The organism is Acidimicrobiales bacterium (assembly GCA_016794585.1).
Lineage (GTDB): Bacteria > Actinomycetota > Acidimicrobiia > Acidimicrobiales > DATDAH01 > JAEUJM01.
Genome location: JAEUJM010000031.1, coordinates 62,367 through 86,887 on the forward strand (window position 1 = coordinate 62,367; position 24,521 = coordinate 86,887).

A 24,521-nucleotide genomic window follows, 5' to 3' on the forward strand; every position below is an offset into this window, starting at 1 on the left:
GGCGGTCGCTTCGTCGATCAGCCCGGCAGGTCGAGCAGGACGGCCACGGTCTCCCGGACCTGGGCGAGCACCACGGGGCCGACATTGCCCAAGCTGCCGGCGATGCGAGCGGGAACGACCGACCGCACGTGCTGGCACTGCGCGGCCGAAGCGACGTCCAGACCGTTGCCGTGACTCACTGCGCCGCCGGATTACCGTCGCCGTCGTGCGCAACCCTCACGCCGGCCTGCCCTTCACCGCCGAGGACGTGAGCGACGACGAGCTCGCCGCGCTCCTCGAGGACGTCTCGGTCCCCACCCTGCTGCTCTCGTGCCTGCACATGAGCGGCGACGCGTCGATCCTCGACGGGCCGCTCCGTCCCCAAGGCCTGTTCCTCAACGACTACCAGGGCTACATGAGCGAGGAGGACCAGGCCGCGGCCCGGGCCTTCGCCCTGGAGGTCATCAAGGGCTGGCGGGACCGAGGCTGCCCCGAGCCCGAGCCACTCGACCGGGACCTGATCCACCGGATGATGGACTGGCTGGTCTGCGAGGAGGTCCCCGACGAGTACGTCGAGATGCTCCTCGAGGAGATGGAGCTCGACGGGGGCGACGCCCGTGCCGTCGAACCGCCCGATCCCGAGGCCGCCGCCGCCCTGCCGGTCGTGATCATCGGCTGCGGCATGTCGGGCCTGCTCGCCGCGATCCGCCTCCAGGAGGCCGGCTTCCCCTACGTGATCGTCGAGAAGAACGAGGGCGTCGGCGGCACCTGGTGGGAGAACCGCTACCCCGGCGCCCGGGTCGACGTCGGCAACCACTTCTACTGCTACAGCTTCGAGCCCGCCGACCACTGGACCGAGTTCTTCGCCCAGCAGCCCGAGCTCCAGGCCTACTTCCAGCGGGTCATGGAGAAGCACGGCGTCGACCAGCACGTGCGCTGGGGCACCGAGGTCACCGGCGCCACCTGGGACGACGACGCCAACACCTGGTCGGTCGCCCTCGACTCGGGCGAGACCCTCACCGCCCGGGCGGTCATCAGCGCCGTCGGCCAGCTGAACCGACCCTTCCTCCCCGACGTCCCCGGCACCTTCGACGGGCCCTCGTTCCACACCGCCCGCTGGGACGACTCGATCGACCTGACCGGCAAGAGGGTGGTCGTGATCGGCGCCGGCGCCACCGGGTTCCAGCTCGTGCCCGCCATCGCCGACCGGGTCGGCCACCTCACCGTCATCCAACGCACCGCCCAGTGGATGTTCCCCAACCCGAACTACCACGAGCCCGCCGGCCCCGGCGTGCAGTGGGCCGTGCGTCACCTGCCCTTCTACGGGCGCTGGTTCCGCTTCCTCATCTTCTGGCCGGGCTGCGACAAGGGCCTGCTCACCGCCCAGGTCGACCCGACCTGGGAACACCAGGAGACCGCCGTCAGCGAGATCAACGACCTCACCAGGGTCATGTTCACCGACTGGATCACCAGCCAGCTCGAGGATCGCCCCGACCTCGTCGAGAAGTGCGTGCCGGACTACCCGCCCACGGGCAAGCGGACGCTCCAGGACAACGGCAGCTGGCTGAAGGCCCTGTGCAAGCCGAACGTCGAGCTCGTGCGCGCCGGCGTCGACCACCTCGAGGCCGACGGCGTGGTCGACAGCGACGGGGTCAAGCACGTCGCCGACGTCATCGTCTGGGCCACCGGCTTCCGGGCCAACGACATGCTCCTGCCGATGCACATCGTGGGCCGCGGCGGCGCCGACCTCCGCGAGCGGTGGGGCATCCGCCCCCGGGCCTACCTCGGCATGACCGTGCCCGACTTCCCCAACTTCTTCATGCTCTACGGGCCCGGCACCAACCTGGCCAGCGGCGGCAGCTTGATCTTCCACTCCGAGTGCGAGGTCCGCTACATCGTCCAGTGCCTCGAGGCCCTCGCCGACCAGGGGCTCGCCGCCATGGAGCCCCGACCCGACAAGTACGACGAGTGGTACGAGCGCTGCCAGGCCGAGCTGAAGATGACGGTGTGGGCGTCACCGCACATCGAACACAACTTCTACAAGAACGCGGAGGGCGAGGTGCACGTCCTCAGCCCCTGGCGCCTCGTCGACTTCTGGCGCTGGACCCGAGAACCCGACCTCGACGACTTCCTCTTCACCGAAGCCTGAACACCGGCGACGCCGCCCCACATCGAAGCCCACCCTCGCTACAAGAACGCTGAGGGGGACGTGCACGTCCTCAGCCCCTGGCGACTCGTCGACTTCTGGCGCTGGACCCGAGAACCCGACCTCGACGACTTCCTCTTCACCGAAGCCTGAACACCGGCGACGCCGCCGTGCTAGGAAACGGCGCTGCGTTGCACGAGGGGAGCGGCGGTGGGCACGAGGCACGGGTCGGGTGGCGAACGCTCGCCCCGTCGCGCCAACGGCGCGCTCGTCCGCCTCGTCACGGCACACCTGCTGGTCGTCATCACCGAGTGGGCGTCGGTCATCGCGGTGCTCGTCTACGCCTTCGAGCGGTCGGGGGCCGGCGCCACCGGTCTCGCCTCCCTCGCCCTCCTGGCACCGCAGGTCGTCGGCGCACCACTGGCCGCCGCGCTCGCGGGACTCCTCCCACCCCGCCGCCTGCGGGCAGCCGGCCTCGCCGTGCAGGTCGCCGGGTTCGCCGCCGCGGCCTGGCTCGCGTCGGTGGACGCGCCGGTCGGTGCGGTGGTGGCGGCGACGGTCGTGTCGCTGGTCGCGCTGGGCACCCTCCGGCCGACCGGCGCCGTCCTCCTCCCCGCCGCCGTTCGCACCACCGCCGAGCTGACCCGAGGCAACTTGTGGATGTCCCAGGCCGAGGGGATCAGCGCGCTCGCCGGGCCCCTGGTGGCCGCCGGCCTGCTCGCGCTGGGCGGTCCGTCGGGTGCACTCGCCGGGTGCACGGCGCTGGTGGCCATCGCCCTCGCCCTGAGCCTCGCCGGGGGTCGCGGAGGAGGGCCCTCGACGACCTTCCACGAGGCGTCGTGGCGACCCGGCCCCGTGCTCGCGGGCGCCATGGAGACCCTGCGGACCCGGCCTCGGACCATCGCCATCCTCGCCGTGGTGGCCGCCCGAAGTGCCGTCGTCGGCTTCCTCGACGTCGCTCTGGTGGTGCTCGCCTTCGACGAGCTCGGGCTCGGTGCCAGCGCCCCTGGTCTCCTCGGTGCGCTCGTCGGCACCGGTGCGCTCGTCAGCGCGGGGGTCGCCGCGCTGCTCGTGCGCCGCGGCCGACTGGCGCCGTGGCTGGCGATCGGACTCGCCCTGTCCGCCACCCTGTGCCTCCTGCTGGCGATGGCCACCACGCTGCCGGTCGCCATCGCCGTCCTGCCGGTGCTCGGGCTCCTCGCGGCCCTGCTCTACGGCTTGGGCACCATCCTGCTCCAGCGCTCCGCCGACCCTCGCGTCCTGGGCTCACTCTTCGCGCTGGTCGAGCTCGTCGGCGGCGCCGGCCTCCTGGCCGGCAGCGGGACCGCACAGGTGCTCATCGCCATCGACGGGGTGACCCTCGCCCTCGTCGGGCTCGCCGTCGTGCTCCTGGTGGTGCTCGTCCTCGTGGGTCGACCCGTGTGGCGCGCCGACGCTGACGCCGACGTCCCCGTGGTCGAGATGACCGTGCTCCACGAGCTCACGATGTTCGCAACCCTGCCACCCCTCGAGCTCGAGTCGGTCGCCCGGGTGGCCGAGCCGGTCACCGTGGCGAAGGGCGAGGTCGTCATCCACCAGGGCGAGATCGGCGACCGCTTCTACGCCGTCGTCGACGGTTCCTTCGACATCACCATGGACGGCGACCACATCCGGGTGGCCCGCCGGGGCAGCTGCTTCGGCGAGGTGGCCCTCCTCGCCTCGGTGCCACGCACCGCCACCGTGACCGCCCTGGAGCACGGGCGACTGCTCGCCATCGACCGGACCCCGTTCCTGGTGGCCGTCACCGGTCGGGACGCCGCGCTGGCCGCGGCGTGGTCGTTGGTGCAGGAGATGCCGGTGGCCTCCCGGTTGCCCGGCGACCCGGTCATCACCGCCGACGGCGACGAGAGGGACTGAGCCGGCGCCCGGTCAACGCCGCAGCCATGGCATCACCCGCCGCCGGCGAGCGCGGCGAGCAGCGCGGCCTCGCCCTCGAAACCGTGGGCACGTGCGTCGGCCCCCGCTTCGAGGATCAGGCCGCCGGCCTCGGCGCGCTGCCCATCGGCCAGGAGCGCGGCCGCCAGGAGGCGCCTCGCTCGCACCGACTCGAAGGGCGCACCCATGTTGTGCGCCCGGGCCGCCGCCTCGCGCAGGAGGTCGACCGCCTCGTCGACCCGACCCCGTGCCAGCGCCAGCTGCCCCAGGTTCGTGGCCACCAGCCCGTAGCAGAGCGAGCCCGAGGCGGTGATCCCGAGCCGATCGCGGAACGGCGACAGCTCGTCGATGCACCGCTGCTGCCAGACCTCGTCACCCACGCCAACGGCCAGCTCGGCGACGATCTGCACGGTGGTCAGCCAGAAGTAGTCGAGCGGAGGTGAGTCGAGCGCCTCGAGCACCCCCGCCGCCTCTTCGATGTCGCCGGTCGCGACCAGCGCCAGACCCAACGGCGCCGCCCAGTTGGTCCCGACCCGGGAACGGGTCTCGATCATCGTCCGCAACGTCGGGACCAGGGCCCCGAACGTGCCCTGTTGGAGGGCGAGCATCCCGGTCTGGATGGCCCACGTCCCCGCGGTGTCGGCGTGGGTGGCCTCGTAACGGCTCACCAGGTCGTCGACCTTCCCCTGGACCTCCGCGCCGCAGGCGGTGATCTCGAGGGAAAGGAGGAGGCGCTCGACGAGGAACGCGAAGTAGGGGTTCTGGCTGGCGGTGACCACCTCGCCGAGGCCTTCGAGGAGATCCCGGGCCTTGGCCAGCCACCCACGCTCGGTCGCCCCGATCGCGGCGAAGAAGGCCCCGAAGAACTCCAACTCGACGCTGCCCGACGCCCGCGCCATCCGACCGACCTCGACCGCGATCTCCTGGCGGCGCTCGAACGTGGTCGGGTCCCACAGCGCGAGGTGCTCGGCCACGAGGACCGATCCGATCAGCTCCGGGTCACCGATGCGACGGGCCCGTTCATCGGCCTCCGCGAGCAACGCCACCCGTCGCGGTCGGTCCGGGTCGAAGCTGAGGTGGGAGGCGAGGGTCGCGAGCACGAGGACCCGGCGCCGGTCGTCGGCCGGGAGCAGACCGAGGGCGTCCTCGCACAGCTCGACCAGCTCGGCGGGCACCTCGCCGGCGATGTGGAAGAAGGTCCCCGGCCACACGCTGGCGATGGCCGCCTCGGCCACGATGTCGACGTCGCCGAGGCGGCGACCGAGCCGGGCGGCCTGCTCGACGTCGGCGAGGTACCCCGACTCGGCCAGTGCCCGGCGGGCCAGGCCGCGGCCGAGCAGCGCGCGGGCGAGGGCGGCCGCGTCCTGCGCCGGGGCCGAGCCGTGGGCCTCGACGAGGTACTGGTAGCGGTCCCGCGCCGATTCGTAGGCCAGGGCCTCGAGGTCCCGACGCGCCGCCCGCTCGAGGCTCTCGTCGGCACGGTCCGCCACCCCGGCCTCCCGCCAGTGGTGCGCCAGCTCGTCGTGATCCTGGCGACCGAGGTGGACGATGGCCTCGGCCACCCGACGGTGGGTGAGGGCCCGCCGGCTGGCGCTGAGCGAGTCGAACAGCGTCGCCCGCACGATGGCGTGGGCGAAGGCGAACCGGGCGATCCCCACCTCCCGCAGCAGGTCGAGACGGGCGACCTCCTCGCTCACCTCGAGCACCTCGTGCTCGGGGCGGCCGGTCACCTCGGCGAGGAGCGTCAGATCGAACGACATGCCGATCACGGCGGCGATCTCCAGGAGCTCCGACGCCGCCGCGGGGAGGCGCGCCAGGCGTTGCACCACCACCGCCCGGACCGAGTCGGGGATGGGGAGGTCGGCGGCGGCACCCTCCTCGACCAGCCGTTCGAGCTCGCCGGTCGCCGAGAAGTGCTCCAGGAGCTCACAGGTGAAGAAGGGGCTGCCCCCGCTCTCCTCCAACAACCGTGCGGCGAGGGCAACCACATGAGGTGTGGGGGCGAAGGGCACGCGCGCCGCCACCAGGTCGCTGATGTCGGCCCGGTGCAGGGGGGTCAGCGACACGGTGGTGGCGCTCGGGTGGGTGCGGAGCTCGGCGAGGAGCTCGGCGAGCGGGTGGTCGGGAGCTACCTCGTCCGGGCGCACGGTGGCCAGGACCAGGAGCGCATCGTGTCGGGTCCGCCCGAGGAGGTGACGCAGGAGCTGGATCGAGGGCTGGTCCGCCCACTGGAGGTCGTCGACGACCAGCACCACCGGCTGCGCACGAGCCAGTCGATCGACGAGGTCGGCCACCGCCTCGAACAGCTCGAAGCGGGCGGACGGGGCGGCGTCATCGAGGCCGGCGGGCCGGCGCGACGGGAACAACCGCCCCAACGGCCCGGCGCCGTCGGCGACCGCACCCGCCAACTCCTCGTCCACTGACGCCGCCTCGCCGAACGCCGCCGCGAAGGGGTGGTAGGGCAACGCCAGGTCGCTGTCGCAGCCGCCGGCGAGGACCAGCGCCCCGTCGCCGTGGGCCCGATCGGCGACCTGGGCGACGAGGCGCGACTTCCCCAGCCCCGGTGATCCGGCCACCACCACCGTGGCCGCCGCCCCCGAGCGGCACTCCTGCCAGCGGGTCATGGCCCGGGCGAGCTCGTCGGACCGACCGACGAGCGGGAACCGCCGGTCGACGGTGACCGCCGGCGGGAGGGGCCGTAGGGCGGCAGGCAGCACGTCGACCACCCGAACGACCGTCACCGGCTCGTCCAATCCCTTCAGGACGAACGAGCCCACGTCTTCGAACTGCGCGTCGGTGCGTCGCTGGCCGAGGCGTTGCACGAGGGCGGTGGCGAGGATCTCCCCTGGTGCGGCCATCGGCTCGAGTCGAGCCGCCTCGATGGCGGCGATGCCGTGGGCCTCGTTGCCCTCGATGACCACCTCGCCCACACTGACGCCGATGCGGATCTGGAAGGGGCTCACCGCTCCCGGTCGCTCGCCGTAGGCCGCCACCCCCCGCTGCATCTCGATGGCGGCGGCGAGCGCCGCCGAGGCCGTGGCGAAGTCGGCCTTGACCCCGTCGCCGGTCCACCGCAGGACCCGTCCTCCGTGGGCGGCGACCGCCGAGCCGACGAGTGCGTTGTGGTCGCGGCGCAGGGCGTCGGCGCGGTCGTCTCCCAGTCGCTGGCGGAGCCCGGTCGAGTCGACCACGTCGCTGAACAGGACCCCGCGCAGGGCGGCGTGGCGGCCCTCGTCCATCGGGCGACGCTACCGCCTCCTCTGCTTCCGCTCCGGTGAAGTCTTGCGGGGCACCCGGCCGGGGTCACGACCCCTCGGCCGAGCGAGGCAGACTGCGGCGATGGCCGCACCTGAGACCCCCGTCGGCGGCACGGTCGCCCCGGGCTTCGAGCCGGTCCGCGACGCGTTCACCACCAACTTCGCCGAGCGGGGCGAGGTGGGTGCCGCCGTCTGCGTGCGGGTCCGGGGCGAGGTGGTGGTCGACCTCTGGGGCGGGTGGGCCGACGAGGCCCGCACCCGGCCGTGGCGCAACGACACCCTCGTCAACGTCTACTCCGTGGGCAAGGCCGTCGCCGCCGCCCTGGTCCTGCGGCTCGTCGACGAGGGCCGCCTCGCCCTCGACCAGCCCGTGGCCGACGTCTGGCCCGAGTTCGCCGCCGGCGGGAAGGCCGGCGCCACCGTCGCCCACGCCTTGTCCCACCAGGCCGGGGTCCCGGCGATCCGCGAGCCGCTGACCAACGCGGACCTGTGGGACTGGGACCGCATGACCGCGGCGCTCGCCGCCACCGAGGCCTGGTACGAGCCGGGGAGCCGGCTGATCTACCACACCAACACCTACGGCCACCTCGTGGGTGGGCTCGTCCACCGGGTCACGGGGGAGCGGCCCGGCGAGCACCTCCGGTCGGTGGTCGACGCCCGGGGCCACGACCGCCCCGTCGACTACTGGATCGGCGTGCCCGACACCGACCTCGACCGGTGCGCCGACGTCGTGTGGGCGCCCCGCGGGTCCGGAGGTGAGGGTCTCGCGGCCGAGGTCGACCCCGACACGCTCGACGATGACGCCCGGCTCCTCTGGCTCGCCTACTTCAACCCGCCGGGCTACTCGTCAGTGGGCGTGGTGAACACCCGCAAGTGGCGTCAGACCCAGGTGCCGTCGACCAACTCCCACGCGTCGGCGCGCGGGGTGTGCGATCTCTACGCCGCGATCCTCGGCGACCTCGGCTCGGAACCGCTCGTCTCCCCGGCCTTGCTGGCCGACGCCACCCGTCCGTGGGTCTCGGGGGAGTGCCCCGTGCTCGGGGAGGTGGGCACCTTCGGGCTCGGCTTCATCCCGACCAACCCGCGCCGCTCGTTCTTCTCGAACCCCCGCAGCTTCGGCCACTTCGGCACCGGCGGCGCGGTCGGGTGCGCCGACCCCGACGCCGGCGTGGCCTTCGGGTACGTGATGAACCACGTCATCCCCCGCTGGCAGAGCAGTCGCAACCGCGCCCTCCTCGACACGACGTTCGCCTGCCTCTGACCCCGCCGGGGCGGGACCGCCGGTCAAGCGCCGACGTCGGCGCGGCGGAGACGGTCGCTCAGGGTGCTGGCGACGTGGCGCACGACCAGTGGGTGGCGCACGAAGGCCCGGTAGCTCTCGGGCCCCGCCACCAGGACGTGGAGATCGGTCGCGGCGGTGACCGTGGTGTCGTGGGGCAACTGGTCGCGCACCGCGACGTCGCCGATGACGTCGCCCGCGGCCACGGTCCCGAGCACCCGGCCGGCGGCCGTCACCGTCGCGGCGCCCGACAGGACGAGCACGACCTCGTGGCACAGGTCACCCTCGGCGACGAGGACCGCGCCGGCCGGGAGGTGGAGGTCATCCACCAGCGGCGCCACCGAGGCGAGGTCGCGCGGACGGACCGCGGCCAGGCTGGGGAGGCGCCGGAGCAGGTCGACCTTGGGGTCGAGCGCCTTCATGCGACTGCCTCCCTCTGGACACCGACCACGAGGCAGGTCGTGGTGGCCGTGGCGATGAGTCGGTCCTGCTCGTCGACGAGACGTCCTTCGGCGGTGGCGACGGTGCGACCCCGGTGGACGAGATCGCCGTACGCCCAGAGGCGGGTGCCGTCGAGCGGCGCCGAGCGCAGGTAGCGCACCGACAGGTCGAGGGTGGTCGCCATCGCCCCCGGGGGTAGGTCGCTGAACACGGCGCAGGCCATGGCCGAGTCGAGCAGCGTGGCCGCGATCCCCCCGTGCAGCGTGCCCTGCGGGTTGCCGAACGCCGGCCGGGTCGCCGCGGTGAACACGACGTGCCCCACCCCCAGGTCGTCGATGGCCATGTCGAGCAGGCCGGCCACGCCCACCGCTTCGGGGCCCCGCTCGCGGATGCTCGCCAACTGCTCGAGCCCCGTGGGCCGACCCCCCTGCATCACATCCTGAAGTGAGTTCATAAACGGAACGTAGTACGTTTTGAAAACGAACTCACTATGACTAGGGTCACACCCATGCGTTGGAGTGAGATCGGCGAGCAGGCGTGCCCCGTGGCCAAGTCCCTCTCGGTGCTGGGCGACCGGTGGACGATGCTCGTCCTGCGCGAGGCGTTCTGGCGGGTCCGCCGCTTCGAGCAGTTCCAGGAGCGCACCGGCGCCCCCCGCCCCGTGCTGGCCGAGCGCCTCAAGATGCTGGTCGACGAGGGCGTGCTCGAGCGCCGGCCGTACTCCGAGCGCCCCGTCCGCTACGAGTACCGGCTCACCGAGAAGGGCCTCGACCTCTACCCGGTCGTGATCTCACTGCTCGAGTGGGGCGAGCGGTGGATGACCGACCCCGCCGACCCGCCCGTGGTCGAGCTGCGCCACCGCACCTGTGGGCACCTCACCCATCCCCAGCTGGCCTGTCCCGAGTGCGGTGAGTTGCTCACCGCCCGCGACGTCGAAGCCGTCGACCGCCGCCCCGACGTCCCTGCCCTCAGCGCCTGACTCGCCGTCGGCGCGAACCGTCCCCCGGCGCGACCAGACTGGGGCTCGTGGCTGCTGACGAGATCGACGCCTACCTCGAGAACGTCCCCGAGCCGGGGCGGAGCACCTTGGAGGAGATGCGGCGGCGCATCCTCGCCGTCGTCCCCGAGGCCGAGCAGTGCATCTCGTACCAGATGCCCGCGTTCCGGGTGCCGGGCCCGAAGAAGGGCAAGGGGAAGGTGGTGGCCGGCTTCGCGGCGTTCGCGAAGCACCTGAGCTACCTGCCCCACAGCGGCACCATCCTGCCGTCACTCGACGCCGAGCTCGCCGGCCACCAACGGACCAAGAGCTCGCTGCACTTCGCCTTCGACGAGCCCCTGCCGGCCGACCTGGTCGCCACCCTGGTCCGCGCCCGTCTCGCAGAGATCGAGGCCACGGGCCACTGAGCCCGGCGGCGGGATCAGCGGTAACGCTCGACCAGCTCGCGGCCGATCTCACCGAGACGGCGGCGGAGCTCGTCGGGGCCCGTGACCTCGATGGCGGCGCCGAAACCGGCCAGCTCGCCGGCGAGCGCACGGAGATCGTGGCCCCGTACCTGCACCTCGATGCGGCCGTCGGGCGCCGGCCCGCCGACGGTGAGGCGTCGCCCCAGCACCCACTGTGCGAGCGGCACGACCTGGACGGGGGCCAACGCGTGGGCCACCGCGGGCAGGCGCAACTCCTCCACGCGGTCGCGCACGGCAGCCCATGCGGCGCCGAGGTCGAAGTCCGCCGGGCGCTCGGCCGGCGCACCCGTGCGCCGCGCCGACCGGATGCGGTCCACCCGGAAGGTGCGCTGGCCGTCGACGGTGGCCGCCACCAGGTACCACCGCTCTCCCTTGGCGGCCACACCGAGCGGCGAGACCTCCCGGAGGCTGGGCGCGCCGGTGCGGTCGGTGTAGCCGATCTCGATCTGCACTCCGTCGATCACGGCCTGCTGCACCTCCCCCAGCAGCGGCGGATCGTCGGCCCCATCGGGGCGTCGGTCGCCCCATCCGACGGGATCGACCACCAGCGAGCCCGCGGCCGCCTCGGCGCGGTCCCGCAACGGTTCGGGGAGCGCCCGGACGAGCTTGCGCAGCGCCGCCCGGACCTCAGGTGAGGCCGAGCTCGGGCCGGCCACGAGGAACAACGCGCGGACCTCCGGCGCCGAGAGGCCCGACAGGTCCAGCGAGCCGCCGCCAGGCGCCACCCGCCGCCCCGACCGGCCACCGAGTACACGGGGATGCCCGCCATGCCCAGGGCCTCGAGGTCGCGTCGGGCGGTGCGCTCGGACACCTCGAGCTCGGCGGCCACCTCCGCCGCGGTGACCTGTCCCAGGCGCTGGAGCATCAGGAGGACAGCCACGAGGCGATCGGCACGCACATCCTGATCTTCTCATCGAAACTGGCCATGAGGTGTCCAGTTCTCTTCGCGATGGTGCCCTCATGACCATCACCGAGACCATCGACCACCTCCCCTATCCCGCCACCGACCCGCGGGGGGTCTTCCTGCGGGCCTGGGCCGTCGCCACCGACGTCGCCACCGGCGTCGGAGAGGGCGACCTCGGTCGCCCGTCGCCCTGTCCTGACTTCGACGCCGCCGCCATCCGCGGTCACCTCCTGGCGGTCGGCCGACGAGTCGCCGCGCTCGGGCGAGGCGAGGACTCGTTCTCCGTGGAGGACGAGATCACAACGGTCGACGGGGACGACTGGGCCGCCGCCTACCGCGAGGCGGGAGACGCAGTGACCACCGCGTGGGCCGACGACGGCACGCTCGAGCGCACCATCGTCCTGCCCTGGATGGAGGGATCGGGCGCCGTCACCCTCGCCATGTACACGAGCGAGGCGGTGGTCCACACCTGGGACCTCGCGATGGCGACCGGGCAGGCCCCGACCTGGGACGACGACGTGCTGACCGTCGCGTTCGTCGCCCTGCAGATGGGGCTGCCCGACGAGGGCCGTATCGAGGCCTTCGAGGCGGCCCGGGCCAACATGCCCCCCGGCACCGAGGACTTCGCCTACCCGTTCGCCGCCGCCGTGGCGGTGGGCGACGACGCCAGCGGCATCGATCGCCTGGTGGCCTGGAGCGGCCGCGACCCCCACTGGTCGGCCTGACCGCGCCACCCCACCAGCGCGGGTGGCGCCGGCCCGCGAGCCGGCGCCACCCGGGTGCGGTAGTACTGGGTCGTGCGTCGCGGGACGATCGATCGGGTCACCGCGGAGGACGCTGTGAGCCTGGCCACCGACGTCGGGCCGGTGCCGATGCAGGTCGGGGTCGTGCTGCTGCTCGAGCCGACCGAGCCCCTCGACGTGGAGGAGGTGCTCTGCCTCCTCGACGACCGGGTGCGAGGGGTGTCCCGGCTGCGGCGCGTGCTGCGGTCGACCCCGCTGGGGTGCGGACGCCCGGTGTGGGTGGACGACCCGCACTTCGACATCAGACGCCAGACACAGGCGGTGACCTGCCCGGCCCCCGGCGACGAGGACGCGCTCCTCGAGGTGGCGGCAACCGCGGTCACCACGCCGCTCCCCCGGGACCGGCCCCTGTGGCAGATCACCGTCGTGACGGACCTCGCCGACGGCGCGGCGGCGCTGGTCGTCGTGTTCCACCACGTGCTCGCCGACGGCATCGGCGGGCTCGCCGTCCTCGCCCACCTCGTCGACGGCGCTCCGCCCGCCCCTCCGACTCCAGGGTTCCCCGAACCCGCGCCCACCTTCGCGACCCTCGCCGCGGACGCCTGGCGGAGACGGGCGCGCTCACTCGTCCGGGTCGGGCCGTCGGTGCGACGGCTGCGTGCGGCGGTGGCCCAGCTCCGCGGATCGGGCGGCGGCGCCCGGCCGGTCCCGTCTTCACTCAACGCCCCGACCGGGCCTCGCCGGGCCTTCCGGGTGGCCCGCGCCCCCGTCGCCGACCTGCATCGGGTCGGGCATGCCCACGGCGCCACCATCAACGACCTCGTCCTCACCGCCGTCGCGGGCGCACTGCACGACCTCGTGCACGCCCGGGGCGAGGCCATCGACCGCTTCGTGCTCTCCGTCCCGATGTCGTCGCGTACCGAGGCCTCTGCGGACGCGCTCGGCAACGAGGTCGGCGTCGTGCCCCTCGAGCTCCCCGGCGCAGGCCCCTGGCCGGACCGCCTCGCCGAGATCGCCACGGCCACCCGCATCGCGAAGTCGCGGCCCCGCGCCGCGACGGGGGCAGTCATCAACCCGATGTTCCGCACGCTCGCCGCCCTGCACCTGTTCCGGCACTTCATCGACCGCCAGCACCTGGTCCACACGTTCACCACGAACGTGCGCGGCCCGGACGAGACCCTCCGCCTCCTCGACGCTCCCCTCACCGTTGCCCTGCCGCTCGCCGTCGTGACCGGCAACGTCACCGTGTCCTTCGCCACCCTCTCCTATGCGGGCACCCTGGCCGTCACCGTCATCGCCGACCCCGACGCCTGCCCGGACCTCGACGACCTGGGCCGGCTGCTCCAGTCAAACCTCGACGACCTCACCGCCTCGGCCTCACCGCCGCCCACGCCCTGAGGGCCCCCGGGCTCGGCGCGACCGGTCCCCCGGGCACGCGCCGATCCCGATCGGTACCGTGGCCCATGGACGAGACCGGTCCGCCGCCACCCCCACCACCGCCGCCACCCCCGCCGCCGGGGTCGAACCCGCCGGCGCCACCCTCGTCTCCCCCACCACCGCCCCCGTGGGGTGCGCCCGCCAGCCCGGATGCGATGACCCCGCAATCGCAGCGACCGCCGCGCGCTCCCTGGTTCGCCTCCGTGACCGGTCGCGTGGATCGCCGCCCCGAGCCACGCCTCGCCGTGGCACTGGCCGCCGCCGGCTGTCTCCTCGCGGTGATCGGCGTCCTCGTCATCGCCACCGACCCCCTCGTCGACAGCGGGGACGGCGACCCCAACCGCATCCCGGGCCTGCTGGCCTCGCTCCTGCTCATCGCCGTGGGCCTGGCGCTGGTGGCGATCACCCGTGACGGCCCCCTCACCACCGCCGGGGTCGTGGCCAGCGCGCTCGGGATCCCGCCCCTCCTGCTGTTCGCCACGTTCGACGTCAACGACTTCCCCCCGTTCAACGTCGACGTGGTCCTGGGCGTCTCGGCGCTGGCCTGGCTCGCGCTCTACCTCCTCCCTCCTGGCAAGGGCCACGCCTTCTACCTCGGGGCCGGGCTCTTCGGGCTCTGGCTCTATGCCCTCGAAGCGGTCGAAGGCCTGTTCAGCGCCCCGTTCGACCTCTTCAGCGCCTTCGCCTTCGGGTTCTCTCCCCAGTTCCAACCGGTGCCCGCCCCGGACGACTTCGACTCGTCGGACCCGTTCACCCAGTTCCCGAGCGAGGACCCGTTCCGAGGCTTCGACGCCCCCGACCCCACCACCCTGGCCGCCATCACCCTGTTCCTGGCGGTGGCCTTCCTCGCTGCCGCCTTCCTCCTCGACCGGCGGGGCCGTGTCGGCATGGCCACCCCCTTCACCCTCGCCGGCATCGTCCTCGCACCCGTCGGGCTGCTCTTCCTCGCGGACGATCTCGGCACCCTCGGGACGGGGCTGGCCTTCACGGCGTTGGGCCTGGCCTTCGCCACCGGTGGCGCCTGGGTCGGGCGGCGGTGGACCACGTGGTTCGGCGGCGTGCTCGTCGTGCAGGGACTCGCCACCGTGGGCTCCGAGCTCGTGGGCGACGACGCCTCGGCGACCACGGTCGGCCTGGTGCTGATGGCCCTCGGCCTCGTCGCCGTGGCGGGTGGCTGGGTCGTCACGGGCCTGCTCGGCGAGCCCTACGAGACCGTCGAAGGGCCGACACGGTTCGTGCTGGGCGCCGGCGCCGGCCGGGGCACGAGCGGCCCGGACGGGAGCGGCCAGGACCGCAGCGGCCCGCACACCTCGGGCCCGGGCGGGACGGCCCCCGGGTCGCCCCCACCGTGGCCACCGGGCCCCTCGTCCCCCTCCTCCCCGCCGTACCCGCCGTACCCGCCGTCGCCTCCGACGACGCCCGGGGCGGGATCGGCGCCCACCGCCTTCTGAACTCGCTCGACCGGGAGCGGGTCATCCGCTCCCGTCTCGCGGGCGCAGGCCCGCGACCGGCATCACCACCCAGGCCAGGGCGCCGACCAGCCCGACCGCGAGGACGGCGACGACCCCGGCCGGACGACCGAAGAGCAGGCCCATCACCACGAACAGCGCCGACCCCAGGGACAGCGCCATGAAACCGAGGCCGACGCGCAGCATGCGGATCGACCACTGGAGGCGCTTCGACCGGGACTGGCGCCGCCCCACCCGGTGGAACGCCGTCGGGGCCACGAAGCAGATCACCGCGACGACGCCGCTGAGGAGCGCCGCGGCGTAGACATCGGTCTCCAGTTCGTCGAGCTCGGTGAAGCGCTCGGCGAAGGGCGCGGTGAGCAGGAAGGCGACCAGCACCTGGACCCCCGGGAGCAGCACCCGCAACTCCTGGAGCAACCCGTAGTACCGCCGGCGCAGCTCGGGTCGATCGGCCTCGTCGTCGAGGTCCTCCGCCGACCGGTCGTCCCAGGAGTCCGCGCCTCCGTCGAGACCCTCGTCGAGCTCCCCGACACCGCCACGCCCACCCTCGTCGCCCATGTGCCCTCCCTCGTCGGTGCCCCGCCCCTACCCACTTCGAACCGACGAGTGACCCGTTCACCGCCCCTTTCACGAAGGGGGTGAACGGTGTTAACCTACGGCCTGCTCGATCGTCCCGCCGCCCCGGCACCCACCTCCGACGCGCCCTGGAGCCAGAGATGACCACCCGCCGCCGCCTCACCGCCGCTCTCGCCGCCCTCGCCCTCCTCGCGGGCCTGCTCACCACCGTCGCCGGCGCGTCGCCGGCCGCCGCCGCGTCGACGGTCAAGGTCACCAACTCCACGGCCATCCGCTGCGGGTTCGGGAACCACTCGGCCGCGACGGATTGGTACGTCCCCACCAGCGGCACCCCCAAGGGCCTCGTGTGGCTCCAGCACGGGTTCAGCGAAAACAAGGGCCACTGGTCCACCTACGCCCCCAAGCTGGCCGCGGCCGGCTACGTCGTGGTCGCCACCACGCTGCCCACCGCCAACCTCTTCGGCTGCACGGTGCAGAACGTCGGGAACAACAAGACCTTCCTCAACAACATCGCCGGACTGTTCGGCTCGGCCGCCGGCGGCTCGGGCGCACTGGTGTCCGGCTTCAACGACGCGGCACGACGTGCCGGCCGGAGCGGCCTGGCGTTCCCCAGCCGTTGGGCCTTCGTCGGTCACAGCGCCGGCGGCGAGGCCGTCGCCTACGTCACCAACCGCATCCGCACCAACCACGCCACGGCGTTCTCCCGCCTCGGCGGTGTGGTGCTCGAGGACCCGGTCAACTCCTTCATCGGCAGCAACCTGTCCGACGCCCTGACCGGCCTGGCCGGCTCCAGCCTCTCGGTGCTCACGCTCGCCTCGCCCCCGGGCTCGTGCAACAACAACCAGTCGGGCATCGCCCTCGTCACCCAGAAGCTGGCCAACCGACCGTTCCGCGGCGCCCAGGTCACCACGGGCACCCACATCGACGTCTTCGGCGCAGGCGCCGGGCCGCTGCTGCGCACTGCCTGCGGCACCCCGCAGACCGCCAACGTGAACGCGGTGCAGACCCTGACCTCGGCGTGGCTGGCCGACCAGATCGCCGGCACCACGACCCCCGCGTTCTACCCCGGCGGTGCCACGTACCAGGGCCTCGTCGGCGCCGGCACCATCACCACGCTCCCCTAGCCCTCACCGCCTTCCCCGAGCCCGGCGCTCCGGGCGCGGCAACCCTCCCCCACGAAGGACGATCGGCCCTTTGTGGCCGGCGCCTCCTGTGCGACGATCGCCCCTGACCGGCGGTCCGGCCCGCCGGCGAGGAGCCTCGATGGGCGACCCCACATCACTTGACGGCGGCGGCGCGTGCTGCGGCTGAGCCTGCGCACGCTGTTGGCCCACAAGGGCCGCTTCGCCATGACCACGTTCGCGGTCGTGGTGGGCGTGGGCTTCGTGGTGGGCTCGTTCGTCGTCACCGACACGCTGCGCCGCTCGGTCGACGAGCTGTTCGAGACCATCACCACGGTCGACATCACCGTGCGCGCCGCCACCGAGCTCGACTCCGGCGGTGGGGGTGGTCCCGCCAGCAGAGGCCGCATCGACCGGGCGCTGGCGGACGAGGTCGAGGCCGTCGACGGGGTGGCCGCGGCCGACGGCAGCGTGGTCGGCTACGCCCAGCTGGTGGCGCCCGACGGTGAACCGGTCACCACCACCGGAGCGCCGCTGTTCGGCTTCAACTGGCCCGACGACCCCCGGCTCAGCGCCGCCGTGATCGAGGACGGCCGCCCGCCGGAGCGCGCTGGCGAGGTGGCCATCGACCGGGGCACCGCCGACGACTACGACTTCTCCGTCGGCGACCGCACGACGATGATCGTCACCGACGGCCAGGTCGACGTCGAGGTCGTCGGGGTGTTCCGCTGGGGCGACACCAACAGCCTGCTCGGGGCCCGTCTCACGGGGATGGAGCCGGCCTGGGCCGACGAGGTGCTCGCCGCCGGCGGCCAGGTCGACACCGTGGACGTCCTCACCGACGACGGCGAGGACCCCGCCGCGGTCGCCGCCCGGATCACCGCCGTCCTCCCCGACGGGGTCGAGGCCGTTCCCTCCGAGCAGGTGATCGACGAGGGCCAGGACCAGGTGTCGGGCTTCCTGTCGATCTTCCAGAACGTGTTGCTGGCCTTCGCCGGCATCGCGGTGTTCGTCTCCGCCTTCTACATCAACAACACGTTCGCCATCGTGCTCGGCCAACGCGTCCGAGAGCTGTCGCTGCTGCGGGCCCTCGGCGCATCGGGAAGCCAGGTCGTGCGCTCGGTCGTGCTCGAGGCCGCGGCGGTGGGCGTGCTGGCAAGCGTGCTCGGGGTGGGTGTGGGACTGCTCATCGCCGGCGTGCTCCAGGGGATCCTCGCCGCCGGCGGCTTCGAGCTGCCCGAGCGGGCGATGGTGCTCGGCGGCCGGACGCTGATCGCCGCGGCCGTCGTGGGCGTGCCCATCACCATCCTCTCCGCCCTGCCCGCCGCCCGCCGCGCCGCCCACGTGCCACCGATCGCGGGCCTGGCCGGGACCGGAACCGCGGGCACCCGGTCGAAGCGGTCGCGTGTCGTCCTCGGAACCTCGCTGGTCACGGCCGGCGTCGCCATCCTGGCCGTCGGGCTCTTCGTCCTCGACGACACCGGCGCGACGTTCGCCTGCCTCGGGGTCGGGACGATCGCGGTGTTCCTCGGCGTGGCGACGCTGAGCCCGCTGATCGCCACACCGGCCTCGGGTGTACTCGGCTGGCCGCTGGCGCACGGCCGGGGTCCCACCGGGCGCCTGGCGCGGGCCAATGCCATGCGCAGCCCCGAGCGGACCGCCCGCACCGCCGCCGCGCTCATGATCGGCCTGGCCCTGGTGACCACCGCACTCGTCGTGGGCGAGTCCATGAAGCGTTCGTTCGCCGACGCCGTGTCGGGCGCGGTGACCGCGGACTACGTGATCTCCGGAGGAGACAGCTTCACCGGCTTCAGCCCCGAGTTGGCGACCGAGCTGCGGGCGCTGCCCGAGATCGGCGCCGCCACCGGGATCCGCTTCGACCGGTTCGCGTTCGACGGCAACGAGGCCGACCTGACGGCGGTGGACGCCGACGCCGCTGCGGCGGTCGTCGACGTGGACCTCGTCGACGGGTCCTTCGACGACCTGGACGCCGGGTCGATCATGATCCACGAGGACCCCGCCGACGAGCGGAGCCTGGAGGTGGGCGACACCGTGGAGGTCACCTACGCCAGCGGCGGTCCCCAGGAGGTGGAGGTGGCGGGCATCTACCGAGACGCCACCTTCGCCGGCAACTACGTCGTGGACCTCGACGTCTTCGCCGAGCACTACCCCGCCAACAACCTCGACCTGTTCGTGTTCGCCCGGGTGGCCGACGGCGTGGACGCCGCCGAGGCGCGCCCCGCCATCGAGGCGGCGCTCGAGGACTACCCGCAGGTCACCCTCGAGAGCCGTGAGGAGTTCAACGAGAGCCAGCAGGAGCAGGTCGACCAGATCCTGCTCGCGGTGAACGGTCTCCTCGGTCTCGCGCTGCTCATCGCCCTGCTCGGGATCGCCAACACCCTCGCCCTGTCGGTCGTCGAGCGCACGCGAGAGATCGGGCTGCTGCGCGCCGTCGGTCAGTCACGGCGCCAGGCCCGGCTCATGGTGCTGGCCGAGGCCCTCATCGTGTCGCTCTTCGGGACCGTCCTGGGCGTGGCCATCGGGCTCGTCCTCGGACTGGGCGCGGTGTCGGCCATGCCCCCGTCGATCATCAACACGACGGCGGTGCCGACGGCGTCGATCGTGGTGGTGGTCGTGCTGGCCGCGGTGTTCGGCCTCGTCGCCGGCCTGCTCCCCGCCCGCCGGGCGTCCCGCCTCGACGTCCTCGACGCCATCAGCACCGAGTAGCGCCCGTGGCGGCCGACGGCCGGTGCTAGAACACGTTCTATGGACGAGACCTCCTTCGAGGAGAAGGTGGCGGCGCTGATCGGCACACCGGTCGGGTCACACCAGCCGTCGGTCGGGCCCGACCCGGTGAACCAGCCCATGATGCGCCACTGGGCGGCGGCCTTCGAGGACGACAACCCGGTCTACGTGGACCCCGAGTTCGCGGCGACGACCCGCTTCGGGGGCGTGGTGGCGCCACCGCTGATGTTGCAGACCTGGACCATGGCCACGCCCAAGATCACCGGTATCGGTGAACGGGGCGGGTCGCCGGTCGAGCGCGACGACGGCGGGCCCCTGGCGGTCTTCGACGACGCCGGGTTCACCGCCACCCTCGCGTCGAACTCGGAGTTCGAGATCGTCCGCTACCTCCGCCCCGGCGACACCGTCTCGGCCGAGACGGTGGTCGAGTCGATCTCCGACGAGAAGCAGACCCGCATCGGCACGGGCTACTTCGTCACCTGGGCGACCACGTACCGCGATCAGGACGGCGAGGTCGTCGGCCGCCAGCGCTTCCGCATCCTCAAGTTCAAGCCGGGGTCGGCTTCGTGAGCTCCCGGCTCGCCCCCACGGTCACGCCCGACACGCAGTTCTTCTGGGACGGGGTCAAGGAGCACAAGCTGCTCATCCAGCGCTGCGCCGCCTGCGGCGTGCTGCGCCACCCGCCCCGACCCATGTGCCCGCGCTGCAACTCGCTCGAATGGGACACCCTCGAGTCGTCGGGGCGCGGCGAGGTCTACAGCTTCGTGCTCCCCCAGCACCCGCCCCTGCCCTGGTTCGAGCCCGGCTACGTGGTCGCCCTGGTCGAGCTCGAGGAGGGCACCCGGCTGGTGTCCAACCTGGTCGGCATCGACGGCGCCGACGCCGCGATCGGCATGGCCGTCGAGGTGGTCTACGAGACCTTCGACGACGGGCTCGTCCTCCCCCTCTTCCAGCCCGCCGGAGGGCCACGATGACCCGCTCCCCCGACGAGACCCTCCACTTCGAGGACGTCGCCGCCGGCGACGAGGTCACCACCATGGTGATCGACATGGACGCCACCCGCATCGTGGCCGGCGCCATCGCCACCCGGGACTTCATGCCCGTGCACCACGACCGGGAGTACGCCAACACGCAGGGCGCCCCCGACATCTTCATGAACATCCTCTCGGACACGGGCTACTGCAGCCGCTTCCTCACCGACTGGGCCGGCCCCGAGGCCATGGTGAAGCAGCTCTCGATCCGCCTCGGGGTCCCCGTGTTCCCCGGCCACACGCTCACCTACAAGGGGACGGTCACCGGCACCCGGGTGGGCGACGACGGTGCCGGCTTGGTCGACATCGAGTTCCGGGCAGCAGGCGACCTCGGCGACCACGTGAGCGGCACTGCGGTGGTCGACCTGCCGCGGCGGTCGACGGGCGACGCCTCCGGGGAAGCCGCCTCGTGAGCCCGTCCGCCGAGCGCCTCGGCTGGCTGAAGGACCGCACGGCCATCGCCGGCATCGGCCAGACCGAGTATTCGAAGGAGTCGGGTCGCAGCGAGCTGCAGCTGGCGTGCGAGTCGGTGAAGGCCGCCCTCGACGACTGCGGCCTCTCCCCGGCCGACGTCGACGGTCTCATCACCTTCACCATGGACACCAGCGACGAGACCGAGGTCGCCCGCAACCTGGGCATCCCCGAGCTGTCGGTGTTCACCCACGTCCCCTACGGCGGCGGGGCCGCGTGCGGGACGGTGCTGCAGGCGGCGATGGCCGTGGCCACCGGGACCGCCGACGTGGTGGTCTGCTACCGGGCGTTCAACGAGCGATCCGGGATGCGCTTCGGCGGCGCCGCCGGCCTCGGCGGAGGCGGCCTTCCCCCGTGGCTGTCCTGGTACGCGCCGTTCGGCCTGATGACGCCGGCGTCCTGGGTGGCGCTGCACTCGCGGCGCTACATGCACCGCTACGGCGTCACCAACGCCGACTTCGGGGTGATCTCGGTGGTCGACCGCCTCCACGCGTCGACCAACCCGGATGCCTGGTTCCACGAGAAGCCCATCACCCTCGAGGACCACCAGGCGTCGCGCTGGATCATCGAGCCGGTGCTCCGACTCCTCGACTGCTGCCAGGAGAGCGACGGCGGCGTGGCCCTCGTGGTGACCTCGGCGGAACGCGCCCGCGACCTGAAGCAGCGGCCCGCGCTCATCACCGCCGCCGTGCAGGGCGCGGCCTACGACACCGAGACCACCACCGCCTACTACCGCGACGACCTCACCGGCCTGCCCGACATGGCCGTCGCCGCCGACCGTCTGTGGCGGGCGTCGGGCCTCACCGCCGACGACATCACCACCGCGTTCCTCTACGACCACTTCACCCCGCTGGTGTTCATGCAACTGGAGGAGCTGGGCTTCTGCGGCCCGGGCGAGGCCAAGGACTTCGCCACGGTCGAGAACCTGACCGTCGGCGGGCGCCTCCCCCTCAACACCAACGGCGGCCTGCTCGGTGAGGCCTACATCCACGGCATGAACGGCATCGTCGAGGGCGTCCGCCAGGTCCGGGGCACCTCGCCCAACCAGGTGCCCGACGTCGAGCACGTGCTGGTCACCGCGGGCACCGGCGTCCCCACCAGCGCCCTCATCCTCGGCCAGCCGTAGCGGCGGCGTTGGCCGCCGAGGTCCGGTGGCGCGGGGACCGAGGCGCCAGGGCGCACCGGGCGGTCGGTCGACGGTCGACGGTCGACGGTCGGCGGTCGGCGGTCGGCGGTCGGCGGTCGGCGGTCGGCGGTCGGCGGTCGGCGGTCGGCGGTCGGGAGGTTGGCCGGTCAGGCGCTCAGACGCTGGGGAGCGTGAGGACGAACGCCGCGCCACCCGTCTCGCGGTTGCGGGCGACGAGCGTCCCACCGGAGAGCTCGGCCAGACGCCGGCTGATGGCCAGACCCAGACCGGCGCCGCCGCTGGTCCTCGTCCGGGAGGCGTCGGCACGCCAGAAGCGGTCGAACACCCGCTCGGCGTCGCCGCCGAGGCCGGGGCCCTCGTCCAACACCTGCACCTCGACCACCTCCTCGCCGGCGGCCTCGGCCCCACGGGCGGTCAAGGTCACCAGGCTGCCCGGAGGGCTGTGGCGCAGGGCGTTCTCGGTGAGGTTGGCGAGGATCTGCTGGAGTCGGCCCGGGTCGGCAACAACCCGCGGGCAGGTGGGGCCGGCTTCGACCTCCAGCGCGACGCCGGCCTCGTCGGCGCGGGCGCGCAGCGCCACGGCGGCACGCTCGAGAGCGGCGCCCACGTCGACCGGCTCGGGGTCGAGGCGCACCTCGCCGGCCTCGGCCAGCGCCAGCTCCTGGAGGTCCCCGATGAGGTGATCGAGCCGGTGGACCTCGTCGACCAGCACGGCGAGGTCCTCCCCCGAGGGCTCGGCGACCCCGTCGACCATGGCCTCGACGTAGGCCCGCAGGTTGGCCACCGGGCTGCGCAGCTCGTGGGCGACGTCGGCCACCATCGTGCGGCGCTGCTCGTCGGCCTCCTGGAGGGCCTCGGCCATCGAGTCGAGCGAGCGGGCCACGGCGGCGACCTCCCGGGGCCCGTCGACCCCGGCCCGGGCGGCCAGGTCGCCGCTGCCCATGCGCTCGGCCGTCGCTGCCACCGCAGTCAGCGGGCGGGCGATGCGCCGCCCGACCAGCCAGGCGGTCCCTGCGGCGACGACGAGCGCGGCGGCGCCGGCGGCGAGGTACCAGCGGTCGAGGTCGCGCCGGGTGTCGTCCATCACGTCGGAGCGGGCCCGGCCGAGGGTGTAGAGGACGGCCCGATCGTCCCCGTGGATGAAGTCGACGTCGCCGTCGAGGTCTCGGACGTCGACCGCGGGGCCATCCGGCTCGGAGTCGGCGATGAGCTCGCCGTCTGGCGTGGTGAGCACGAGGCGCTCGTCGTAGGGGCGACCGATCTCGGCCAGCAGCGGCCCGACGCCCTCCCAGGACCCCTGCTCGTTGCGGTACTCGTCGAGACGGCGGACGTCGCGCCCCAAGGTGTAGGACTCGTAGAACGCGTCGAGCTGGTCGCCGGCGCCCGTTCGGGCCACGAGGAAGGCCGCGGCGAGCGCCACGGCCGCGACCCCGACCATGGCCACCACGAGCGTGGCCCGCAGCGAGCGGCGACGCCGGCCGGGCCGCGTCACGGGGCGACCCGCCGAACACCGGCCCCGACCGCTTCGACCCGGCTGACCCCGATCATGGCGCGCGGGGAGCGGCCACGGAGCAGGCGCCGCCGCGCCCGGGTCACGGGGCCACCAGGCGGTAGCCGACGCCGGCCACCGTCTCGATGTAGCGCGGGTCGGCGGGCTCGTCGCCCAGCTTGCGCCGCAGGTTGAGGACGTGGACGTCGAGCGTGCGCGGTGCCCGGTCGGCGTCCCAACCGACCAGTGCGGTCCACAGGTCGGCCCGGCGGAACGCCCGGCCCGGGTCCCCCGCCAGTGCCTCCAGCAGCGCGAACTCCTTCGGCGTCAGCTCGAGGACGCGTCCGCCGAGCCGGGCCTCGTGGCGACGGCGGTCGACCACGAGGTCACCGACCTCGAGGACCTCGTCGTCGACGCGCACGCCGGTCCGCCGCAGCAGCACCCGCACGCGGGCCACCAGCTCGCGGGGGCTGAAGGGCTTCGCCAGGTAGTCGTCGGCCCCCAGGTCGAGGCCGAGCAGGGTGTCGTCCTCGGTCGTGCGGGCCGTGACCATCATGATGGGGACGTCGGACTCGGCCCGCAGGATGCGACAGATGTCCCATCCGTCGAGGCCGGGGAGCATGAGGTCGAGCACGATCACGTCGGGCCGGTTGTGGCGGGCCAGCTCGAGGCCCCGCCGACCGTCGTGGGCGACCAGCACGTGGTGGCCGTCGCGCTCGAGGTAGCGCCGGACGAGGTCGGCGAGGCGCTCGTCGTCCTCGACGACGAGGATGCGGCCGGCGATGGTCGGGGCGCCCACGGGTGCCGAACCTAGAGGTCCCCGACGGTGGACGCCCGCCGCGACGGGCCCTTCCGGCCCTTCCTTCCCGGGACTGAACCGGATCCGAACCGATCCTGAACCGAGCCTC

General features: G+C 73.3%; 23 protein-coding genes. 14 read left to right on the forward strand and 9 right to left on the reverse strand.

The window, feature by feature from the left end:
- Positions 1 to 17 precede the first annotated feature (17 nt).
- Positions 18 to 179, reverse strand: coding sequence for a hypothetical protein (locus JNK12_15675; GenBank protein MBL8777381.1), 162 nt, complete (start codon positions 177 to 179; stop codon positions 18 to 20).
- 26 nt (positions 180 to 205) lie between these two features.
- Here JNK12_15675 and JNK12_15680 point away from each other — a divergent pair, with 26 nt between their 5' ends.
- Positions 206 to 2,128, forward strand: a complete 1,923-nt coding sequence (locus JNK12_15680) for an FAD-dependent oxidoreductase (protein MBL8777382.1) — start codon at positions 206 to 208, stop codon at positions 2,126 to 2,128.
- 207 nt (positions 2,129 to 2,335) lie between these two features.
- Positions 2,336 to 4,021, forward strand: a complete 1,686-nt coding sequence (locus tag JNK12_15685) for a cyclic nucleotide-binding domain-containing protein (GenBank protein MBL8777383.1) — start codon at positions 2,336 to 2,338, stop codon at positions 4,019 to 4,021.
- Positions 4,022 to 4,053: 32 nt separating this feature from the next.
- On the opposite strand, the gene JNK12_15690 is transcribed toward JNK12_15685, so the two are convergent.
- Positions 4,054 to 7,278 carry an AAA family ATPase gene (locus tag JNK12_15690; protein MBL8777384.1) on the reverse strand — a complete coding sequence of 1,075 codons (3,225 nt, stop codon included), beginning with the start codon at positions 7,276 to 7,278 and terminating at the stop codon, positions 4,054 to 4,056.
- Between the two features lie 100 nt (positions 7,279 to 7,378).
- Here JNK12_15690 and JNK12_15695 point away from each other — a divergent pair, with 100 nt between their 5' ends.
- Positions 7,379 to 8,557 (forward strand): beta-lactamase family protein, encoded by a 1,179-nt coding sequence (locus tag JNK12_15695; protein MBL8777385.1) that lies wholly within the window; start codon positions 7,379 to 7,381, stop codon positions 8,555 to 8,557.
- Positions 8,558 to 8,580: 23 nt separating this feature from the next.
- Here the strand turns inward: JNK12_15695 and JNK12_15700 are convergent, their stop codons facing one another.
- Together JNK12_15700 and JNK12_15705 are read right to left on the reverse strand one after the other, a co-directional pair.
- Positions 8,581 to 8,997, reverse strand: coding sequence for a Crp/Fnr family transcriptional regulator (locus JNK12_15700; GenBank protein MBL8777386.1), 417 nt, complete (start codon positions 8,995 to 8,997; stop codon positions 8,581 to 8,583).
- Positions 8,994 to 9,470 (reverse strand): PaaI family thioesterase, encoded by a 477-nt coding sequence (locus JNK12_15705; protein MBL8777387.1) that lies wholly within the window; start codon positions 9,468 to 9,470, stop codon positions 8,994 to 8,996. The genes JNK12_15700 and JNK12_15705 overlap by 4 nt, the downstream gene beginning before the upstream one ends.
- Before the next feature lie 54 nt (positions 9,471 to 9,524).
- Here JNK12_15705 and JNK12_15710 point away from each other — a divergent pair, with 54 nt between their 5' ends.
- Both JNK12_15710 and JNK12_15715 read left to right on the forward strand, forming a co-directional pair.
- The gene (locus JNK12_15710) at positions 9,525 to 9,995 is read left to right on the forward strand and encodes a helix-turn-helix transcriptional regulator (GenBank protein ID MBL8777388.1); all 471 of its coding nucleotides are present in this window, start codon (positions 9,525 to 9,527) and stop codon (positions 9,993 to 9,995) included.
- 47 nt (positions 9,996 to 10,042) lie between these two features.
- Entirely contained in the window at positions 10,043 to 10,420 is a 378-nt protein-coding gene (locus tag JNK12_15715; GenBank protein ID MBL8777389.1) for a DUF1801 domain-containing protein, read from the forward strand.
- A 14-nt stretch (positions 10,421 to 10,434) separates the two neighbouring features.
- Here JNK12_15715 and JNK12_15720 read toward each other — a convergent pair whose 3' ends face one another.
- A complete protein-coding gene (locus tag JNK12_15720) occupies positions 10,435 to 10,944 on the reverse strand; it encodes a WYL domain-containing protein (protein MBL8777390.1) in 510 nt (169 codons plus the stop codon).
- Complete coding sequence (locus JNK12_15725; protein ID MBL8777391.1) at positions 10,941 to 11,360, reverse strand: HTH domain-containing protein; 420 nt, start codon at positions 11,358 to 11,360, stop codon at positions 10,941 to 10,943. The genes JNK12_15720 and JNK12_15725 overlap by 4 nt, the downstream gene beginning before the upstream one ends.
- Before the next feature lie 80 nt (positions 11,361 to 11,440).
- Between JNK12_15725 and JNK12_15730 the strand changes: the two genes are divergently transcribed.
- From JNK12_15730 to JNK12_15740, 3 genes are all read left to right on the forward strand, one after another.
- On the forward strand, positions 11,441 to 12,109 hold the full coding sequence (locus JNK12_15730) for a TIGR03086 family protein (protein ID MBL8777392.1): 669 nt from the start codon (positions 11,441 to 11,443) through the stop codon (positions 12,107 to 12,109).
- A 72-nt stretch (positions 12,110 to 12,181) separates the two neighbouring features.
- On the forward strand, positions 12,182 to 13,525 hold the full coding sequence (locus JNK12_15735; protein ID MBL8777393.1) for a DUF1298 domain-containing protein: 1,344 nt from the start codon (positions 12,182 to 12,184) through the stop codon (positions 13,523 to 13,525).
- A 242-nt stretch (positions 13,526 to 13,767) separates the two neighbouring features.
- Complete coding sequence (locus JNK12_15740) at positions 13,768 to 15,015, forward strand: hypothetical protein (GenBank protein ID MBL8777394.1); 1,248 nt, start codon at positions 13,768 to 13,770, stop codon at positions 15,013 to 15,015.
- A gap of 21 nt (positions 15,016 to 15,036) precedes the next feature.
- On the opposite strand, the gene JNK12_15745 is transcribed toward JNK12_15740, so the two are convergent.
- The gene (locus JNK12_15745) at positions 15,037 to 15,591 is read right to left on the reverse strand and encodes a hypothetical protein (GenBank protein ID MBL8777395.1); all 555 of its coding nucleotides are present in this window, start codon (positions 15,589 to 15,591) and stop codon (positions 15,037 to 15,039) included.
- A 158-nt stretch (positions 15,592 to 15,749) separates the two neighbouring features.
- On the opposite strand from JNK12_15745, the gene JNK12_15750 reads away from it, so the two are divergent.
- From JNK12_15750 to JNK12_15775, 6 genes are all read left to right on the forward strand, one after another.
- Positions 15,750 to 16,733, forward strand: coding sequence for a hypothetical protein (locus JNK12_15750; protein MBL8777396.1), 984 nt, complete (start codon positions 15,750 to 15,752; stop codon positions 16,731 to 16,733).
- 174 nt (positions 16,734 to 16,907) lie between these two features.
- Positions 16,908 to 19,457, forward strand: a complete 2,550-nt coding sequence (locus tag JNK12_15755; protein ID MBL8777397.1) for an ABC transporter permease — start codon at positions 16,908 to 16,910, stop codon at positions 19,455 to 19,457.
- Positions 19,458 to 19,496: 39 nt separating this feature from the next.
- Entirely contained in the window at positions 19,497 to 20,045 is a 549-nt protein-coding gene (locus JNK12_15760) for a MaoC family dehydratase N-terminal domain-containing protein (GenBank protein MBL8777398.1), read from the forward strand.
- Entirely contained in the window at positions 20,042 to 20,449 is a 408-nt protein-coding gene (locus JNK12_15765; protein ID MBL8777399.1) for a Zn-ribbon domain-containing OB-fold protein, read from the forward strand. The genes JNK12_15760 and JNK12_15765 overlap by 4 nt, the downstream gene beginning before the upstream one ends.
- A gap of 62 nt (positions 20,450 to 20,511) precedes the next feature.
- Positions 20,512 to 20,919, forward strand: coding sequence for a hypothetical protein (locus JNK12_15770; protein ID MBL8777400.1), 408 nt, complete (start codon positions 20,512 to 20,514; stop codon positions 20,917 to 20,919).
- Positions 20,916 to 22,103 (forward strand): lipid-transfer protein, encoded by a 1,188-nt coding sequence (locus JNK12_15775; GenBank protein ID MBL8777401.1) that lies wholly within the window; start codon positions 20,916 to 20,918, stop codon positions 22,101 to 22,103. Before JNK12_15770 ends, JNK12_15775 begins: the two co-directional genes overlap by 4 nt.
- Before the next feature lie 175 nt (positions 22,104 to 22,278).
- Here the strand turns inward: JNK12_15775 and JNK12_15780 are convergent, their stop codons facing one another.
- Together JNK12_15780 and JNK12_15785 are read right to left on the reverse strand one after the other, a co-directional pair.
- Positions 22,279 to 23,616 (reverse strand): HAMP domain-containing histidine kinase, encoded by a 1,338-nt coding sequence (locus JNK12_15780; GenBank protein MBL8777402.1) that lies wholly within the window; start codon positions 23,614 to 23,616, stop codon positions 22,279 to 22,281.
- Positions 23,617 to 23,716: 100 nt separating this feature from the next.
- Positions 23,717 to 24,412 (reverse strand): response regulator transcription factor, encoded by a 696-nt coding sequence (locus JNK12_15785; GenBank protein MBL8777403.1) that lies wholly within the window; start codon positions 24,410 to 24,412, stop codon positions 23,717 to 23,719.
- Positions 24,413 to 24,521: the final 109 nt, after the last annotated feature.